Origin of the sequence: Streptococcus mitis, assembly GCF_002096835.1 — a bacterium.
Classification (GTDB): domain Bacteria; phylum Bacillota; class Bacilli; order Lactobacillales; family Streptococcaceae; genus Streptococcus; species Streptococcus mitis_W.
Window position 1 is genome coordinate 85321 of sequence record NZ_NCVG01000020.1, and the last position, 19215, is coordinate 104535.

Annotated in this window: 18 protein-coding genes and 1 pseudogene; 3 read left to right on the forward strand and 16 right to left on the reverse strand. The window is 39.8% G+C overall.

Annotated features, from left to right (window positions below; genetic code table 11):
* Nucleotides 1-27 precede the first annotated feature (27 nt).
* From B7699_RS03580 to tnpA, 3 genes and pseudogenes are all read left to right on the forward strand, one after another.
* Nucleotides 28-957 carry a metal ABC transporter substrate-binding protein gene (locus B7699_RS03580; RefSeq protein ID WP_033683280.1) on the forward strand — a complete coding sequence of 310 codons (930 nt, stop codon included), beginning with the start codon at nucleotides 28-30 and terminating at the stop codon, nucleotides 955-957.
* Between the two features lie 228 nt (nucleotides 958-1185).
* Nucleotides 1186-1677: a thiol peroxidase gene (tpx, locus tag B7699_RS03585; protein ID WP_061366224.1), complete on the forward strand. Its 492-nt coding sequence runs from the start codon at nucleotides 1186-1188 to the stop codon at nucleotides 1675-1677.
* 259 nt (nucleotides 1678-1936) lie between these two features.
* Nucleotides 1937-2354 (forward strand): annotated as a pseudogene (gene tnpA, locus B7699_RS03590) (IS200/IS605 family transposase).
* 152 nt (nucleotides 2355-2506) lie between these two features.
* On the opposite strand, the gene B7699_RS03600 reads toward tnpA, so the two are convergent.
* The 16 genes from B7699_RS03600 to B7699_RS03685 all read right to left on the reverse strand — a co-directional run bounded on the left by B7699_RS03600 (nucleotide 2507) and on the right by B7699_RS03685 (nucleotide 19125).
* Nucleotides 2507-3229: a CPBP family intramembrane glutamic endopeptidase gene (locus tag B7699_RS03600; protein WP_084927176.1), complete on the reverse strand. Its 723-nt coding sequence runs from the start codon at nucleotides 3227-3229 to the stop codon at nucleotides 2507-2509.
* Between the two features lie 18 nt (nucleotides 3230-3247).
* The gene (gene briC, locus B7699_RS09425; protein WP_142358322.1) at nucleotides 3248-3433 is read right to left on the reverse strand and encodes a biofilm-regulating peptide BriC; all 186 of its coding nucleotides are present in this window, start codon (nucleotides 3431-3433) and stop codon (nucleotides 3248-3250) included.
* Nucleotides 3434-3627: 194 nt separating this feature from the next.
* The gene (locus B7699_RS03610; RefSeq protein WP_084927177.1) at nucleotides 3628-6336 is read right to left on the reverse strand and encodes an ABC transporter permease; all 2709 of its coding nucleotides are present in this window, start codon (nucleotides 6334-6336) and stop codon (nucleotides 3628-3630) included.
* A gap of 1 nt (nucleotide 6337) precedes the next feature.
* Nucleotides 6338-7039 (reverse strand): ABC transporter ATP-binding protein, encoded by a 702-nt coding sequence (locus tag B7699_RS03615; RefSeq protein ID WP_084927178.1) that lies wholly within the window; start codon nucleotides 7037-7039, stop codon nucleotides 6338-6340.
* Between the two features lie 120 nt (nucleotides 7040-7159).
* Nucleotides 7160-7852, reverse strand: a complete 693-nt coding sequence (locus B7699_RS03620) for a phosphoglycerate mutase (protein ID WP_000240129.1) — start codon at nucleotides 7850-7852, stop codon at nucleotides 7160-7162.
* Nucleotides 7853-8092: 240 nt separating this feature from the next.
* Nucleotides 8093-8569 (reverse strand): hypothetical protein, encoded by a 477-nt coding sequence (locus B7699_RS03625; protein ID WP_084927179.1) that lies wholly within the window; start codon nucleotides 8567-8569, stop codon nucleotides 8093-8095.
* A gap of 13 nt (nucleotides 8570-8582) precedes the next feature.
* Complete coding sequence (locus B7699_RS03630; protein ID WP_000837844.1) at nucleotides 8583-8963, reverse strand: hypothetical protein; 381 nt, start codon at nucleotides 8961-8963, stop codon at nucleotides 8583-8585.
* A gap of 402 nt (nucleotides 8964-9365) precedes the next feature.
* Nucleotides 9366-12158, reverse strand: a complete 2793-nt coding sequence (gene ileS, locus B7699_RS03640) for an isoleucine--tRNA ligase (protein ID WP_084927180.1) — start codon at nucleotides 12156-12158, stop codon at nucleotides 9366-9368.
* A gap of 251 nt (nucleotides 12159-12409) precedes the next feature.
* Entirely contained in the window at nucleotides 12410-13285 is an 876-nt protein-coding gene (locus B7699_RS03650) for a DivIVA domain-containing protein (protein WP_001123209.1), read from the reverse strand.
* A gap of 8 nt (nucleotides 13286-13293) precedes the next feature.
* Nucleotides 13294-14079 (reverse strand): YlmH family RNA-binding protein, encoded by a 786-nt coding sequence (locus B7699_RS03655; RefSeq protein WP_070526872.1) that lies wholly within the window; start codon nucleotides 14077-14079, stop codon nucleotides 13294-13296.
* On the reverse strand, nucleotides 14076-14339 hold the full coding sequence (locus B7699_RS03660; protein WP_004257761.1) for a YggT family protein: 264 nt from the start codon (nucleotides 14337-14339) through the stop codon (nucleotides 14076-14078). The genes B7699_RS03655 and B7699_RS03660 overlap by 4 nt, the downstream gene beginning before the upstream one ends.
* Nucleotides 14339-14872, reverse strand: coding sequence for a cell division protein SepF (locus B7699_RS03665; protein WP_004257765.1), 534 nt, complete (start codon nucleotides 14870-14872; stop codon nucleotides 14339-14341). The genes B7699_RS03660 and B7699_RS03665 overlap by 1 nt, the downstream gene beginning before the upstream one ends.
* Before the next feature lie 9 nt (nucleotides 14873-14881).
* Complete coding sequence (locus B7699_RS03670; protein ID WP_084927181.1) at nucleotides 14882-15553, reverse strand: YggS family pyridoxal phosphate-dependent enzyme; 672 nt, start codon at nucleotides 15551-15553, stop codon at nucleotides 14882-14884.
* A 4-nt stretch (nucleotides 15554-15557) separates the two neighbouring features.
* Entirely contained in the window at nucleotides 15558-16811 is a 1254-nt protein-coding gene (gene ftsZ / locus B7699_RS03675) for a cell division protein FtsZ (protein ID WP_084927182.1), read from the reverse strand.
* A gap of 17 nt (nucleotides 16812-16828) precedes the next feature.
* Nucleotides 16829-18208 carry a cell division protein FtsA gene (gene ftsA, locus B7699_RS03680; RefSeq protein WP_000090253.1) on the reverse strand — a complete coding sequence of 460 codons (1380 nt, stop codon included), beginning with the start codon at nucleotides 18206-18208 and terminating at the stop codon, nucleotides 16829-16831.
* A gap of 212 nt (nucleotides 18209-18420) precedes the next feature.
* Nucleotides 18421-19125 carry a YwaF family protein gene (locus tag B7699_RS03685; RefSeq protein WP_084927183.1) on the reverse strand — a complete coding sequence of 235 codons (705 nt, stop codon included), beginning with the start codon at nucleotides 19123-19125 and terminating at the stop codon, nucleotides 18421-18423.
* Nucleotides 19126-19215 lie beyond the last annotated feature (90 nt).

The window sequence follows — 19215 nt, forward strand, 5'->3', positions numbered from 1 at the left end:
CAAAACCCCAATAAATTGGAGGATCTAATGAAAAAATTAGGTACATTACTCGTTCTCTTTCTTTCCGTCATTGCTCTTGTAGCATGTGCTAGCGGAAAAAAAGATGCAGCTTCTGGTCAAAAACTAAAAGTTGTTGCTACAAACTCAATCATCGCTGATATTACTAAAAATATTGCTGGTGACAAGATTGATCTTCACAGTATCGTCCCTGTTGGCCAAGACCCACACGAATACGAACCACTTCCTGAAGACGTTAAGAAAACTTCTCAAGCTGATTTGATTTTCTATAACGGGATCAACCTTGAAACAGGTGGCAATGCTTGGTTTACAAAATTGGTAGAAAATGCCAAGAAAACTGAAAACAAAGACTACTTTGCAGTCAGCGAAGGTGTTGATGTTATCTACCTTGAAGGTCAAAACGAAAAAGGCAAAGAAGACCCACACGCTTGGCTTAACCTTGAAAATGGGATGATCTTTGCTAAAAATATCGCAAAACAATTGAGCGCTAAAGACCCTAGCAACAAGGAATTCTACGAAAAAAATCTCAAAGAATATACTGAAAAGCTAGATAAGCTTGATAAGGAAGCTAAAGCTAAATTCGACAATATTCCTGCTGAGAAAAAACTCATCGTAACCAGCGAAGGATGCTTCAAATACTTCTCTAAAGCCTATGGTGTCCCAAGTGCCTACATCTGGGAAATCAACACTGAAGAAGAAGGAACACCTGATCAAATCAAGACCTTGGTTGAAAAACTTCGCCAAACAAAAACTCCTTCACTCTTTGTAGAATCAAGCGTGGATGACCGTCCAATGAAAACTGTTTCTCAAGACACAAACATCCCAATCTACGCACAAATCTTTACTGACTCTATCGCAGAACAAGGTAAAGAAGGCGACAGCTACTACAACATGATGAAATACAACCTTGATAAGATTGCTGAAGGATTGGCAAAATAATACTCTTCGAAAATCAAATTCAAACCACGTCAGCGTCGCCTTGCCGTACTCAAGTACAGCCTGTGGCTAGCTTCCTAGTTTGCTCTTTGATTTTCATTGAGTATAAACCTCTGAAAAACGTCATTCTTTTCCGAATTGACGTTTTTTCTATGCTCATATTTCCGGTCAAATCATTGGAAAATTCCGACTGTTTCAGCTAAAATGGAAGAAAAAAGATTGGAGTATCTTATGGTAACTTTTCTCGGAAATCCTGTGAGCTTTACAGGTAAACAACTACAAGTCGGCGACAAGGCACTTGATTTTTCTCTCACTACAACAGACCTTTCTAAAAAATCTCTGGCTGATTTTGATGGCAAGAAAAAAGTCTTGAGTGTCGTGCCTTCTATCGATACAGGCATCTGCTCAACTCAAACGCGTCGTTTTAATGAAGAACTAGCTGGACTGGACAACACAGTCGTATTGACTGTTTCTATGGACCTACCATTTGCCCAAAAACGTTGGTGTGGTGCTGAAGGCATTGAAAATGCCATCATGCTCTCAGACTATTTCGACCATTCCTTTGGACGTGATTATGCCCTCTTAATCAATGAATGGCACCTATTGGCACGCGCAGTCTTTGTCCTTGATACTGACAATACCATTCGCTACGTTGAATACGTGGACAATATCAACTCTGAACCAAACTTCGAAGCCGCAATTGCAGCTGCCAAAGAACTATAGAAAAAAATCCTCTGTCACAAAGAGTTCCCTGCTCTTTGAAACGGAGGATTTTTGTTACATGACTTTCAGTTCGTCTCGCTCCGCTAGGTGCGAGACAAACAAACCACCCGCTGTGCGGGTGCGCGTCGAAGGTTATACCCCCAAAAACTCCAAACGCGATACAATAAAGGTGTTCAAGCCAATTGTAAAGCGAAAGGAGAAAAATATGTCACAAAAGGCACATAGTTTATGACATACAAAGTGGCACTGTAAGTATCACATTGTGTTCACCCCTAAGTATAGACGAAAAGTGATCTATAATCAATATCGAAGCAGTTTGGGAGAAATATTCCACTGATTATGTATTATGTAGTTATAAAGGTATTGAAATTATCGAGGGTTACCTAATGCCAGACTATGTACATATGTTAGTCAGTATGTCACCGAGGATAAGTGTCGCAAGTTTCGTGGAATATTTAAAAGGTAAAAATACACTCATGATGTTTGATAAACACGCTAATCTCAAGTATAAGTTTGGGAATCGGCATTTTGGGGCGGAAGGTTATTATGTGAGTACGGTTGGACTCAATGAAGCCACAATTAAGAAATATATCCAAGAACAGGAAAAGCATGATATATCACTAGATAAATTGAGTGTAAAAGAATATGAGGATCCCTTTAGGGATAGTGGTAAGTAATACTAAAGCCTCTTTAAGGGTCAAGTGACGAGTCAAGAGCAATGAGGCTTGAACAACGTGAAAGCCAGCGTCTTTAGGCGCTGGCTGGTAATTTGGGCTTATAGCCCTGGTTCAAATCACCCGTTAGACGGGTAGTCATGATTTGCTCCCCACTATCTTAAAAAGTGGTAATAGACATAATTATAAACAAAAATCCATAGGGTGGTTGCATGGTTGAGAAAGTTAAAAAAACTATGGCAGAGAATCGTTAATCTAAGATTATCGGTAGAACGATAAACAAGGGCAAAAAAGAGACCAATCACACTATAATATAATAAACTAATCGGGTCTCGATGAGATAGTATCAAATGACTGAGTCCAAAGATCAGACCTGATAGGATGACATCTAAATAATACTTTGACTTAGGAAAGAAGGTATTCATAAAATACCCTCTATCAAGAGTCTCCTCAAAAATAGGACCGATGATTACAGGCAAGACAAAAGATAAGATAGTCGATAAAAACGTTGGTTGTCCATTTGAAAGAACAACGGTAAAATACTCATCATGAATATTCCTATGATTAATCAAATGAGCATAGCGTGCCCAAAAATTACCGAGAATCTGATAAACCACATAACCTGAAAATAAGTAGAAGACAAATGACCAGTTCCATCTCTTTTTCTCAAAGATAAAGAGCATCTTTTTCTTTTTTAACCACCAAATTAATAGAAGGAAGCTTCCTACTAATCCCATTGTTAAAATGAGAGAATAGACATCAGCGCCTAACCCTAAAATTATCGTCACATACAATCCAATTGTTTGTGGTAAATATGTAGATAGTAAAATAATAAGCAAAAATATGCCAAATTGTCTTAGTTTTTCTGTGTTTCTCATCGTACTTTTTTTGAAAGATTATCCTGCTCGGAAGCCATACTTCCAAGCATCCCTATAAGAATTAAGTGCCCCTTGCCCCATATAAGGAGCAAAGTCTCTATAATATAACCATCTTCCTTCACCATCTTCCCAAACAGCAAGACCACCTGAAGTTTGCTCTAAGTCCTCAGTTGAAAGAACTGTAAATGCTTCTGTACCTGTCATTGCAAGTACCTCCTTAAAATAAATTTTTGTAAGCTTACATCTACAGTATACATCTTTTTTGTCTATTTTATTAATCTTCCCCTCAACTGTCAATTTTTCGTTCTGAACTGTATTTTCTAAATCATGACCACCCGTTAGACGGATGGTCATGATTTACGAGTAAATACAAGGTCAATCAGCTAAAAACAGCTATCTTACTCTACAGATTTCAAGGCTTCTAACATATCAACCTTCCTCAGATGATGATTGACAAAGAAACCAAGTAGGGTCAAAATGGTGCTTACTGCTGCTACTGGGATTACATAGACTTCCCAACCTACCTGCGGATAAAAGAGAATAGTCGCAGGCGAAATCATTTGAATCAAAAATTGGTGTAAATAGAAACCTGATACCAGACCAAGTACGATTCCCACAAGAGATAGTACAATCGTCTCACGGTAAATGTAAAGGGTGACTTCATTATTATGAAAGCCGAGAACCTTGATAGTAGAGAGTTCACGGATTCTCTCAGCCACGTTGATATTGGTCAGATTGTAGAGGATAACGATAGCCAATAGAACCGACACGATGACTAAGATGGTCATGGTCTGATTGAGTGAGCTAGCGACAGAGTCAAAGAGCCGAATGGCTGAAGCATTTTGGACAACGCTGGACACCGCAGTTTGATTCATAAGCAAGCCGGCCTGTCTTTCGATACTAGTAGCACTGGTATCTCTTAACGAGACCAAATAAGTGTTGGCTTGGGGGAGATGACCATAAAGTTGCTCATAATTGGCTTGACTCATATAAATAAAGTGACCAACGTAGTTCTCAGCAATAGCAGCGACCTTTAGTTCCTTACCTTCAATTTCGAAAGTCTGCCCAACTTTGACACCTGCCAGCTGAGCTAGTTTAGCTGTGATGACAACTCCATCTTTTAATGTCAGCTCCTGCTGATGATTTTGCAGATGGATAAAGGGAGTTAAATCCTCCTTCTCTGTCATCATAAGGGTAATAGTCTGAAGCCCAGCCCTGCCTTTGAAATCCTTGTCTAGCGTTTTAGAATAGATTTTCTGGTAGGCTTGGATATCCTGCCCTTTCAACACTTCTTCTAACTCTACCTTGTCCTGATTGGTCGCACTAGGATTTTCAGAGACAATCATTTGATACTGTTGGATTTCTTGAAACTGTCTAGACGGAACTCCTGCTACAGAGGATTGGATTCCCAAACCTGCAAAGAGCAAGGCTACAGAACCAGCCACACCAAAGATCGTCATCAACATCCGCTGTTTATAACGGAAGATATTGCGGGCTGTTACCTTATGGGTAAAACTGAGACGACGCCAGATAAAACCGATGCGCTCTAGTAAGATTTTAGCTCCTTTAACAGGTGGTTTAGGCAGTAAAAGTTGGGCTGATTCGTCGTGAAGTTCCCTCCGAGCCACCAGATAGGCTGGTAACACACTCGCCAACCAACTCAAGCCAAGAGCCAGTAAACTATAGCTCCAATAAAAGTGAATCTGGGTTTCTCCCACTACCATGCCTTTTGTAATGACACTTGAAATTACACTGGCTAGCAAATAATGACCAAGTATACTACCTAGAGCTGTTCCGACAGTCCCAGCTACTAGTCCATAAAGGAGAAACTTGGCGATAATATCCTTACTACGATAGCCCAAGGCCTTAAAAATCCCTGCATGAGTTCGCTCTTCATCCACAAAACGAGTCATGGTGGTAAAGGTCACCATAGCTGCTACGGCATAAAGCACTACAGGAAAGATATTGCCCACTGCCCGAATACTAGCTGAAGCATTGCTGTACATGAGATATCCCTGACCACCTGGCATGGTCTGACGATTATAGACCTGATACTTGGGCTCAGCCAAATCGTCCAAGACTTGCTGATGTTTGGCTAATTTTTCCTTTTCTTGGACTAAATTTTGTTCAGCTTGCTTTAGTTTATCTTCTTCCTTGCTCAATTCCTGCTTGGCTTGGGTAAGTTGAGCACTGGCCTGCTCTCTCTGAGCTTGAGGTAGCAAGTCTAGTTGACTTTCCTGAGCCTGTAAACGAGCTTGGGCAGTTGCTAAACGACGCTTGCCTTCCTGCAAATTAGCCTGAGCCTTATCAAGGGTCTCTTGCCCCTTATCGAGAGACTCTTGACCTTCTTTTTTCAAGAGTTGCAGACGTTCCTTGCCATTATCTAACAAAGCTTGTTCAAGCTCTTCCTGATGTTGCCTGGATTTTTCTTCATAAGCTTCTGAAAAAGCATTTAAGTCTGCTAAATCTTGATATTTCAAACGAGCTATATTGTAGACTTTCTGATCAAACTGACTAGGTAAAATTACCCCATAGGCTGTCAGAGTCCCACTTCCACTTCCTGCGTAACCCATATCTCGCTGGGAAAGGATTTCAGCCGAATCCACAAAACCAGTAATAGTATAAGTATGGTCTTTTAAAGAGGAATGACCACCTTCTTTGTCTTTAAAACTAATCTCCTGTCCCACGCTATATTGACTCTGCAGATGACTGGCCAAAGCAATTTCCTGGTCTGACTGCGGAAGTCGCCCTTCTCTTAGCTGAAAGGTTGAAATTCGCTCTGGTTTGGAATATAGCCGAATGGCATCCTGCCCATTATCCATAGCCACATCTGTCAAGTAGCCAAATTCAACCTCTGCGCCCTCTATCTGTTCTAGTTCTTTTTGATCTGCTTGATCCAAGCCATAGTTAGACATGACTGCCAAATCCAAGGTTTGAGCAGTTCTTAAATAAGCATTGGCGGTCGCCTCCATATTGGGGCTAGTCACTTTGAGACCTACTAGGGCTAGAGATCCCAACATCATCAGGGTCAAGATGGATAAAAAACGCCCCTTGGAGCCTGTGAAGGACTGAATTAAGTCCTTCCAATAAGTTTTTCGCTTAATCATGCTAGTACTCCAAACTGTCAATATCCTGAGGATGCTGGTTGATCACCACATCCTTGACACTAGCATCATGCATATGAATCACGCGATCAGCAATGGGGGCCAAAGCTCCATTGTGAGTCACGATAATCACTGTTGCCCCTTTTTGACGAGACATATCTTGGAGAATTTTCAAGACTTGCTTCCCCGTCTGATAATCCAAGGCACCTGTCGGTTCATCACAAAGGAGAATTTTAGGATTTTTGGCTACCGCGCGTGCAATGGAGACTCGCTGTTGCTCCCCTCCAGAAAGCTGGGCTGGGAAATTATTGAGACGATTAGCCAGACCTACATCTGTCAAAACTTGCTCAGGATCCAAGGCATCCGTCACGATTTCAGAAGCTAGTTCCACATTTTCCTTAGCTGTCAAATTGGAAACTAGATTATAAAACTGAAAAACAAAACCGACATCATTTCTACGGTAATTGGTGCGCTGGTGGGAACTATAGTTGGCAATATTGACACCATCAATCCAGATTTCCCCCTCGTCATTGGTATCCATTCCCCCAAGAAGGTTAAGAACCGTTGACTTGCCTGCACCAGATGCACCTAGGATAATCACCAGCTCCCCTTTTTCAATCTCAAAATTCACATCACGATTGGCCACAATCTCCGTGTCCCCAACTTGATAACGCTTGTAACAGTGTTTCATCTCAATATAAGCCATCGCCCTTCTCTCTTTCTTACAATTAAGTTACTCTTTACTATCATTATAACGCTTTTTCGAAGAGTTGGATACTAGAATAAAAAGAAAAACCTAGGTATTCCTAGGCTTTCTTTATACAAATTATTTTCCAAGATAGTATTCAGAAACTACGTTCAATTTTTCGTCGAATTCGAATACCAATGGTGGGAAGTTAGGAATTTCCACGTCCATGATTTCGTCATCTGACAAACCTTTGATGTGTTTTACAAGGGCACGGATTGAGTTACCGTGAGCTCCTACGAATACGTTTTTGCCATCTTTAAGAGCTGGAGCGATTTTATCTTCCCAGAAAGGAAGGGCACGTTCCAAAGTCACTTTCAAGTTTTCAGCATCTGGGATAACTGAGTCGTCAAGTGAAGCGTAACGACGGTCTGTATGAGCTGAGTGCTCATCATCACGGTCCATGTTTGGAGGCAATACATCGTATGAACGACGCCAGATGTGAACTTGCTCATCACCAAATTGTTCAGCAGCTTCAGCTTTGTTTTTACCAGTCAAACCACCGTAGTGGCGTTCGTTCAAGCGCCATGATTTTTCAACTGGAACCCACAATTGGTCAGAAGCTTCAAGAGCCAAATTAGTTGTTTTGATAGCACGTTTCAATACTGAAGTGTAAGCTTGGTCAAATTCAATACCAGCTTCTTTGATCAATTTACCAGCGTCAATCGCTTGTTGTGTACCTTTTTCAGACAAATCAACATCAGCCCAACCAGTGAAAAGGTTAGCTTTGTTCCATTCAGACTCACCGTGGCGAGCAAAAACCAATTTTACCATTAGATGGATTCTCCTTTAAATTTTCCGAGGTTTCCCCTCGTTTATCTATTCTATTTTACACAATTTTTCACAAAAAAGCTAGTCAAAACCAAAAAGGAAAGGACTGTTTGACAATCACATTGTTTTTGGTTGTTTCTATTCTATCTTCATTATTTAAGCTCTCAAAAACACCCCAATTTCTAACATTTGGGGTGTAATTTTACCAATCATTCTCAGTTACTACAAAAAATAATTTCTATCTTATTGTAGTTGCGATGTCAAAGTTTTCAACTGTTTTTGCAAATTATCCCTAAAATCTTTCAATTGTTGAGACAATTTTGATTTATCATCTTCCTTGAGCTCAGTTGACCCTAGCAAATCATATATTTTTTTCTGCGCATCGAATAATTTTTGAGTTGACTCTTTTAGTTTGGTAAACGACTCATTATTTTCCATAGCTGTTCCTTTGAAACTTTCCTCAGCTTTAGTAAAATAATCATCAAAAATCTTTTTATAAAGATCTATATAATCTGCATAAGTACGCATTGATTCAATCGCATCGTCTGTTACAACCGGTGTATCAAAAGTGATTGTTTCTTTTGAGGTATTAGATGTTGCTACTGTCTTCTCATCATTACTTGTTGAAGTTGTCTTTGAACCTTGTGCTCCACATGCAACCAGAAGAGAAACAGATAATAGAGCTACTCCTAGACCGATAAACTTTTTTGATCTTTTCATACTAAAACGCCTTTTATTCTTCTGATTTGAATTTCTTCAATGTTGCAAGGAATAAAGAACCTCCGATAATAGCAAGGATACCCCCAACCCATCCTAAGAATGGAATAAGACTAACTCCACCAGAAACAATCATTAGTACTGACGGAGCTGCACCTACACGATTATCTCCTTTATAGTAAACAATAGCAATGATTCCAAGAACAAGATTTGCAATCTTCAAGGCATTCAAGAGTAAGGCAACACCTGAAACAGCCCCTGCAGTAGCTCCTCCATTTAGAGTTGTAGCAGCTGTATTTACCGCTGTTCCCAACAAGACAAAAGGACCAATAAGAAGTAAAATTCCCCCCACAAGACCGACGATACCACTAATTAAAGCAAGTGTTTTTGATTTCATAATAAAATCTCCTTTTTATTTTTTTTCAAATAAAATTGTATCATATTTACTAAAAAAAAAAAGTATTTTCTGATATTATAAAATAAAAATTTGTATAATATGAAATAAAATATAATACTGTTCGAAAATTAAAAATAACTCTACAAATTTATTGTTGTAAAAATGTGACACAATTTACCAATCTTATCCGCAATATCAAATTCATATTTTATCTTACTGCTGTTAGCTTGCTAACTTTCTCTTTGATTCTTGTTGAGTATAAAAAGTCACACCTCGCAAATTTTCAAAATAAATAAAAACGCATCATATCAGATATTCAAAACATTGATACAATGCGTTTTATAGTCTATAAGATTAGTTGTCTTTTCTTCTCAAATTGAGTTTTCTTTGGGCTTTTCAACCTTACTTAGCTTCAAATCCTTCTGCGACTGCGTCCGCAAAATTTTCTTCTACGATGCTTGCACAGTGGTCACAGATGACTGCGTGGTAGCTGCGTTCTGCAGTAGTTGGGTCGATACGACGGCAACGGTCACATACTTCACCTGCAGCGCGTTCGACTGTGAAGGCAACATCTTCGAAGCTAACAGCAGCTTCTGGAGCTGGTCCTTCTGCGATAGTCAATTCAGACACGATCAAAAGTTGAGCCACATTGCTGTTTACTGCTTCGAGTAGAGTTTTCACAACTTCGTTTGGATAAACTGTTAAGTGTGCTTCAAGTGATTTACCGATTACTTTTGCATTACGAGCTTCTTCCAAGGCTTTTTGAGCTTGTCCACGGAAGTCCATGAAGGCAGCCCATGTATCCAAGATTTCTTCTTGGTTAGCAAATGTCTCTGCTTCTGGCAATTCTGACAATTGAACGAAGTCTTCTGCTTCAAACTCAAGATATGACCAGATTTCTTCTGCAGTGTGAGGAAGGATTGGTGTCAAGAGTTTCGTAATTTTCACAAGAATGTCATAGAAGACAGTCTGCATTTGACGGCGTTCCAATGATTTGGCACCTTCGATGTAGACAACATCTTTGGCAAAATCAAGGTAGAAGGCTGACAAATCAACGTTGATAAAGTTCACCAAGGCCTTGTAGATTGTCAAGAATTCAAAGTTGGCGTAAGCATCACGAATGGTCTTAACAAGCTGGTTAAAGCGAATAGTCATATACTTATCAACTGAACGAAGTTCATCGTAAGCTACTGCGTCTTGAGCTGGGTTAAAGTCAGATGTGTTAGCAATCAAGAAACGAAGAGTGTTACGAATCTTACGATAAGTTTCAGAGACTTGGCTCAAGATATCCATAGAGATACGCACGTCATTGCTTGAGTCAACACTTGTTACCCAGAGACGCAAGATTTCAGCACCAAATTGTTTTTCAACATCGCTTGGAGCAATGGTATTTCCAAGAGATTTAGACATCTTCTCACCTTTACCATCAAGGGCAAAACCTTGTGACAAGATTTGTTTGTAAGGTGCTACGCCATGGTTGGCAACAGATGTGATGAGTGAAGAGTTGAACCAACCACGGTACTGGTCAGAACCTTCTAGGTAAAGGTCTGCTGGGTAAGTCAACTCAGGACGGTTTACTACCACTCCATTCCATGATGAACCTGAGTCAAACCAAACGTCCATGATATCTGTTTCTTTTTTGAACTCACCATTTGGTGAACCTGGATGAGTAAATCCTTCTGGTAAGAGGTCTTTGGCATCACGTTCCCACCAAATGCTTGAACCATGTTCCTCAAAGAGTTGAGCCACATGTTCAATAGTTTCAGCTGTCATGATCGCTGTACCATCTTCAGCGTAGAAGATAGGAAGTGGAACACCCCAAGCACGTTGACGAGAGATAACCCAGTCACCACGGTCACGAATCATATTGTAAAGACGGACTTTACCCCATTCTGAGTGGAATTTCACTTTTTCAATTTCGTCCAAGATTTCTTGGCGGAATTTAGAAACTGAGGCAAACCATTGTGGAACTGCACGCCAGATGATTGGTTTCTTCGTACGCCAGTCAAATGGGTATGAGTGAGAGATTTCTTCTTGGGCAAGAAGGAGGTTACCAAGTTTTTCAATAACAGTTGGAACTACCTTTTCATAGAATTGACCTTCAAACTCAGGACCAGCATTCTTCATCATGATACCACGTTCGTCAACAGTGACTGCGACTTCAAGATCATTAGCAATACCAACATTGTAGTCGTCCTCACCAAAACCAGGGGCTGTATGGACAATACCAGTACCAGAGTCAGTTGTAACGTGGTCTCCAAGGATAACCAATTCATCTACAGCTGTATCCCATGGGTGTTCTGTTACGATATGATTCAATTCTTGACCACGGTAAGTTGCCAACACTTGAACATCAGCCCAACCAAACTTCTCAGACAAGCTAGTCAATAATTCTGCAGCAACCACAAACTTACGAGTTTCACCAGCAGGTTGAACCAAAACGTAATCAATATCCTCACCAACAGTCAAACCACGAGAAGCTGTGATAGTAAATGGAGTAGTTGTCCAAACAACGATATAAGTATCTGTATCTAGAACACCTTTGCCATCTTTTACCTTATTGGCATAGTAAAGGGAAGTTGAAACCAAGTCATGGTATTCAATCTCTGCTTCAGCAAGGGCTGACTCAGATGACCAAGACCAGTAAACTGGTTTTGCACCACGGTAGATATAACCTTTATTAGCCATCTCACCAAATACACGGATTTGGGCTGCTTCATAATCAGGAGTCAAAGTCACATATGGATTTTCCCAGTCACCAGAAACACCCAAACGTTTAAAGTCTTCACGTTGTTTATCTACTTGAGAAAGAGCGTATTCACGGCAAAGTTTCAAGTACTCAACCAAGTCCATTTCTTTACGTTTGACACCTTGTTTTGCCAAAACTTGCTCGATTGGCAGACCATGAGTGTCCCAACCCGGGATAAATGGTGCGTAAAAACCTGACATAGATTTTGAGCGAACAATGATATCTTTTGAAATCTTGTTCATAGCATGTCCAACGTGAATATTTCCGTTCGCGTATGGAGGACCATCATGCAAGGTGAAATGAGGTTTTCCTTGGTTCAATTCTTGACGACGTTGGTAAAGTTTTGCATCTTCCCATTCCTTTTGCCAAACTGGCTCTTTGGTAGGAAGGCCTGCACGCATTGGGAAAGCTGTTTTCCCAAGGTTAAGGGTATCTTTGAGTTTCATGGTATCTCCTTTATAAATAATAACAAATTAAAAACCACGACTTCCAAAAAGGACGAAAATCGTGGTACCACCTTTATTCGAAAAAAGACTCAGCTTTTTTCCTCTTATCCCGTAACGTGGGGAACGTCAAATCTTACTCCATTCAGACTTGATTGTTTGAGAGGATAATCTTATCGTTAGGGAATGCAGGACTCACACCATCTCCTGCTCGCTGGAAATATAAGGATAAGATATTGTTCTCAGATTATTTCTTATAAAATTGTAACAGATTCTTGCGGTGCCGCAAAACCTGGTTCTGAGTTTACAGCTTCAGTAGCTGGTGTTGGTCCTGAATAATGGCTTGGAGCTACTTCTGGCTCTTCATACATTGGACCAACTGGATGAGCTGGACTTTCTTCAACAACCGGAGCTGGTGAAACCACTTGTTCTTGTTCAGCTCTTGCTTCGGCTTCCGCAAGTTCCTTATTAGCCGCTTCGATACGCGCTTGCAACTCTGCCATTTCCTCGGGAGAAAACTGACGAGTAATATCAATTGGTTCTTCCTCTGGATGTTGTTGTAAGACAGAGTCACCTAAGACTTCGCTTACTACTTCTTTGAAGGCTTCATCACTTGTCTGAAGATAAGTAGCTGTTGGACGAAGAATGTCTTCCCAATCTGAAGATTCAACAATTGCTAACTGGCTCTCAATTGTAGATTTGAGACGTTGATGGAAGACACGGCTCTTGTTCTTCAATTCTTCTGTTTCAACAGCAACTTTCTTAGCATTATCAGTTGCTTGACGAAGAATTTCATTTGCCTTGTACTTAGCTTCTTCCAACAAACGTTGTGCATCCTGCTCTGCTTGTTGGATAATATTGTTTGAGCGTTCAGTTGCAGCTTGTTTTACTCGCTCTGCTGTATCTTGTGCAATCAATACAGACTGGCTCAATGAATCTTTCATCTCATCAAAGTAAGACAAACGCTCTTCCAAACTCTTAATATGTAAATCCTTATCATGATTAGAGCGAACCAAATCTTCATAATCACGGACTACAATATCTAAAAATTCATCTACTTCTTCTTGATCAAACCCTCTAAAGCGTGTGCTAAAGGTTTTATCTTTGATTTCTAACGATGTAATTGGCATATTTTTCCTCACTTACTTAATAACAATTGGACCGTTAATTTCTTTTTATCTTTTTTTGTTTGCCCATTATCTCTAACGAGTTTCAATCGACCAAATTTCCTTACACTAATCAGATCACCAACTTGAACTGCATAATCTGATTTTTCAACTAAATGGTAATTAACTTGGACTGCCTGTTTTTCAATTAACTGACTTGCCTGATTTCTAGACAGCTTGAAGACACCTGCTAGAAAAACATCTAATCTTGAACTAGCGATACAGATATCTAATTCTTGATAATCTTCTACTGTGGTAATTTTCTCAGTAAAATCCCGTTCTTCTAGACGAACCGGTAAACGAGCAATTTTCGTAATGCCGTCTTGAAAAAGGAGCATAAACTGTCGATTAATGATAATCTGTGCCCTCTCTTCGTTGACTAAGATATCACCAAATAGCTTCCTATCAATTCCCAGCTGATTTAAAACAGTCCCTAATATTTTTGAATGCGTTAGGCGTTCAAACTTATTAGGATAGACAATTTCTTGCAAGGAAAGTTCAAAATCAGAGAATTCCGGCTCAAAATAATCAGGATACAGGAGTACCCGTACATATTCAGTTTCAAGAAACTGCCGACTGCTCATGTAGGAGATGCCGTTGGTTGATGCTAGAACCTTTAAAATCTTTTCTTGATGGGGATTTACAAAGGGGGTTAAAAAAGGAGAATAAGAATCTTCTACCTTTTTTATCCATTCTACTCCCTTATCAATAAAAGACGAATCATTCTTAGAAAAGTGTTGATAAATCATCTTGTTCATAGAAAGATCACTAAAAGTCGAATCAACTGCTCCCCTAGGAAGTGAACTAGTAATACCGCAATCCAGACAGACAAGTCAAGACCTGCAATCTGGAGGGGTAAACGTTGCAAGGGAGCTATTATCGGTTTCACTAAACTAATAATCAAGCGTCCAAGACGTGATTCATAAGCATTGGGAAACCAAGACATCAGAGCAAACACGATTAAAATCAGTGAATAGATATCCACTGCATTTTGAACAAAACGAATGAGAAAGATCATTATCTCACTCTCGTACGTTTCATATCAAAGCCAAATTCACCATTTTGTGATTCATCTGGAATTTTGATGTCTTCAATATTGACAACAACATCAACTGGTGTCAGCAGGTACATAGTAGATGCTACCTTTTTCATGTTACCAGCTAAAACGTGACGCGCCCCATCCAGATAGTCCAAACAACGACGAGCTTGAACTTCTGTCATATATTGAAAATCAATCAAAATACTTTCGTTACCAGCTAATAAATCAACAATATCTGTGGCATCTTCGTATTTACGTGGATAACGAACATCAATTGTCACCTTATCAGTAGAACGTTGACTTTGCATAGCCAACTCTTGTTGACGGGCATGAAGACGAGTGATGTTTTTATCTTTAGATGGCGTGCTAGCAGCTTGTTGAGGCAACTCTTGAACAGAAGGGACTGGAGTCACAATCGGCTCTTCAGCTTTAGGCTGATATGTAGTACCAACTTCTTCTCCATCTTCTGTAAAATAATCTATAAATTTATCAAATCTATCTTTTAAAGACATATTTCTTTCCTATTTAAAAAATGCTGTACCAATTCTGACAAATGTTGAGCCAAATTCAATCGCTTCCTTATAGTCACGACTCATACCCATACTCAAGTCCGTCATTGGCATATTGGGAATTTGTTTTTCTCTAATTTCTAGTTGCAAATCCTGCGTAGCTTTAAAAATCTCTTTCAACTCATCACTACTAGCTTCAAAAGGAGCCATGGTCATCAAGCCTACATATTCAATTTTATCTAAGGTGGCCAATTCTGGCAAGAGTTCCAATAGTTCTTCCTTTGAAAAACCATGTTTACTCTCTTCCCTTGAGATATTTACTTGTAAGAAACACTTAACAACTCGGTCACTTCTTTTTTGAATTTCTTCTGCTAGCTTTAATGAATCCAAAGCGTGGAAATAATCAACATACTGAATGACATCTTTAACCTTGCGTCTTTGCAAAGTACCAATCAAATGCCAGGTAATATTCCGGTCTTTTAAAGCTTGATATTTCTCAAGAAATTTATCTACACGATTTTCACCAATATGATGCACACCTAGCGGAAGCAAAGCCTCCGCTGTCGGTACGTCTACATACTTTGTAACAGCAACAACCGAAACAGAATTGGCTTCTCTTCCTGACTGCTGACTTGCATCTTTTATTTGTTGAAAAACACGTTCTGTATTTGCTTTCAAATTCATTTACTTAACGATTTTTGAAAAATGGAGGAGTTTCTAATTCGTCCTCTTCTAAAGATGGTGCTTCGAAGCGTTCAACTGGTGATACAACTGAATCAGTTGGTCGAACAATTGTCTCACGACGCAAGTCCCAATCACCAAATGCTGAAGATTGAGAAGTTTCTGTACGGCGAGGTGCTGGACTTGGAATTTCTGCAGTTTCAGCCATATCAAACTGACGATTATGATTGTGTGCATGACTAGGACTTGCTTGTTCATGACGGACAACTTGTCTTGGTGCATGGCCCACAACTTTTTCCACACGATCTTGACGAACACCAGTTGCCACAACTGTAACACGAATTTCATCTTTCATGTTTTCATCGATAGATGTTCCGAGCCAGATGTTCACTCCTTGACCAGCTGCTTGGTTGACAATTTCTGATGCTTCTTCAGCCTCAATCAAGGTTAAATCAAGACCACCAGTAACGTTGACGATAACATCCTCAGCACCGTCAATAGTTGTTTCAAGAAGTGGTGAGTAGATTGCCTTACGAGCTGCTTCTACCACACGTTCTTCACCACTACCGATACCGATACCCATTAGGGCGTTTCCTTTATTTGCCATAACTGTTTTCACATCGGCAAAGTCAAGATTAATCAAACCAGGGTTTGTGATCAAATCAGTAATTCCTTGAACACCTTGGCGAAGTACGTTATCTGCTTCGCTAAGAGCTTCAAGAAGTGGAGTTTTCTTATCAACAATTTCAAGCAAGTTGTTGTTTGAAATAATCAATAGGGTATCCACATGTTCGCGAAGTTGATTGATTCCTTCCACAGCGTATTGGCCACGTTTGCTTCCTTCAAAACCGAAAGGACGTGTCACAACACCAACTGTAAGAGCACCTAAATCTTTAGCAATGCGGGCAATAACAGGAGCTGCACCAGTACCTGAGCCACCTCCCATACCTGCAGTGATGAAGACCATATCTGCTCCAGTAATAGCTTGAGTCAAGGCTTCTTCGCTTTCTTCGGCAGCCTTTTGACCGATTTCAGGTCGACCGCCAGCACCCAAACCACGAGTCAATTTAGGGCCCAACTGAATTACAGTCTCAGCTTTTGTACTACTCAAAGCTTGTACATCTGTGTTTGCTGCGATAAATTCTACGCCTGCAACACCTTCGTCAACCATGCGGTTAATGGCGTTACCACCACCTCCACCAACACCGATTACTTTAATCACTGCACCTTGGGCAGCCGCTGTATCAAATGAAAATGTCATAGTTTATTTTTCCTCTTTTATTCATCAAACATACTTCCAATTAAACCACGGAAGCGATCTGCGATTTTTGGTTTATTTTGAGAAGATACTTTATCTTCTTTCGGAGCAACTACGTTCGTAGAAGCTGATTGCTCTACCTCAGTATTTTGAACTGGTTGAATAGGGGTAGGTTGTGCTACCTGCGTAACACGTTGAATCATCCCACCAAAATTGATTGGTTGGTGACGCAAAGTATCCTCACCCTTGACTGCTCGTTGTGCTAACAAATGCACTTCAGTCAATTGAGCAGCAAATTCAGATAAGCTAATCACATGAGCGAAGGCAGGGTTACGGATTCCAACTTGATTTGGAACGTAAAGTTTAACACCAACGCCAAATACTTCCTGCGCAAGTTCTACAATACCTGGTAAAATAGCATTTCCACCAATCAGAACAATCCCACCTGGAAGATCCAACAAATGTCTTCTTTCCAACTCTTGTTTGATTTGTTCAAAAATGTGTTTAATGCGAGCTGAAATAATCTCTGCCAAGTAGCTTTCTGTAACTTCTACAGGCTCTACTTCACCAATCACTTCAACTTGGAAAGTTTCATTGCTGGCAAGTGATGGGTAGGCTTCCCCATAGTTCAATTTCAATCCTTCAGCTAATTTCTGTGAAGTCTTCAAGACTTTAGAGATATCTTTTGTGACATAATCTCCACCTTCTTGAAGAATATTTGTAAACTGGAGTTCTTGGTTACGGATTGTAGCAACAGTTGTTTGACCTGCTCCCATATCAATCACAGTAGCTCCAAATTCACGCTCTCCTTCATTCAAGACTGAACGAACCAAAGCCAATGGTGAAATAATAATATTTTCAACTTGAACACCTGAGCGCTCAACTGTTTTGCGTAAATTGTGAAGAATAGTACGTGGACCAGTGTAAAGTAAGCCACGCATTTCAAGACGAACCCCCATCATGCCACGTGGGTCACGAATACCTTGGAAACCATCTACGATAAATTCTTCAGGAATAAAAGTAATGACTTCACGATCTGGTGTCATACTCTTTGTCAAGGCTGATTTGACAACATTTTCAACATCTTGATCTGTAATTTCTTTTGTATCAGATGTAACTGGAATCATTCCTTGAGTTGGTTCTACTTGCAAAAGATTTCCAGGCAAACCAACATTCACAGATTTAATTGAAATGCCAGCTTTCTCTTCTGCTTGGGAAATAGCTGACTTGATAGCAGTTGCTGCTGCTTCAATATCAACGATAATCCCATCCTTTACACCTTTACTCTTGGCATTACTTACACCAATTACATTAAGTTCACCATCTCTAAGCTCGGCAACCAATACCTTAATCGAATTAGTTCCGATATCTAAGCCTGTAAAAAAACCATCTCTAGCCATTACATCGCATCCTCTCTCTTCCAAGTTTCAAACTTCTATTCAATATAGCTAAAACAGGGCATAGCTATTCACAGAATATTATAACACAAAAAATCCAATTGTGCTTAGTTTTTCCTAAATTTGCTTACCATTTTTCACATTCGCTCATCAACTTTTTTTATTTTCCAAACAAGTTATAAAAAATCAGATTTATGAAAAAAGAAAGCTCATTTCTAAGCTTTCTTTGCAATCATTTTTTCTGCTTCTTGTTCTAAAAATAGTTCCAAGATTTTCTTTGTCAACGCAATCGCTGCTGACAAGGCTAGGGAAACGATTAAATAATTAGCTACTAAGCCATGGTCCCCAACCAATGGTGGTTTTGTGAGGAATCCGTAATCTCCACCCGTTACTAAATTAACCACAAAAATTAAGGCATTTAGGGCAAAGGTCATGAGAAAAATTCCCTTCACATCCAACAATCGTGCATCGTACTGTCTCAAGAGATAAACCAAAGAGTTCCCCAAGAGAGCTAAGTGCCCAAAGATAAAGGATAAAATCGCAATATGTGGGAAAGGATAAGCATCTGGCACTGGATAAACAAAGGCTGCTAATGTCCCAAATGTCCCCAATAATGCAAAATACTGCCTATATTTAGACTGACCAGGAAGCAAAAGCACCACAAACATAGCCATACGGCAATGGTAAAAAGGTAAACTTTCTGACAGCGGCATATGATTGACCCAATACCAACCATAAAGTAGAATCAACTGAACTGCCTGTAAGATTTGGAAAAATCGTTGGTAAGCCTTCTTTTCACGATAGCGATAGGCTGTATAAAAGGTCAAACCCAAGAGTGCAAATATACTGATATACCAAAAAAGGTCAAATTTAGGTGGCTCTGTTGTTTGGGTAGTAAAGAAAATATCCCATAAATTCATCTAGTCTTCCTCATTATTCAAAATTTTCCTGCATATTATTATACCATGCTACGTAAGAAAAATGGATTTAGAAATACGTAAATGTTTGAC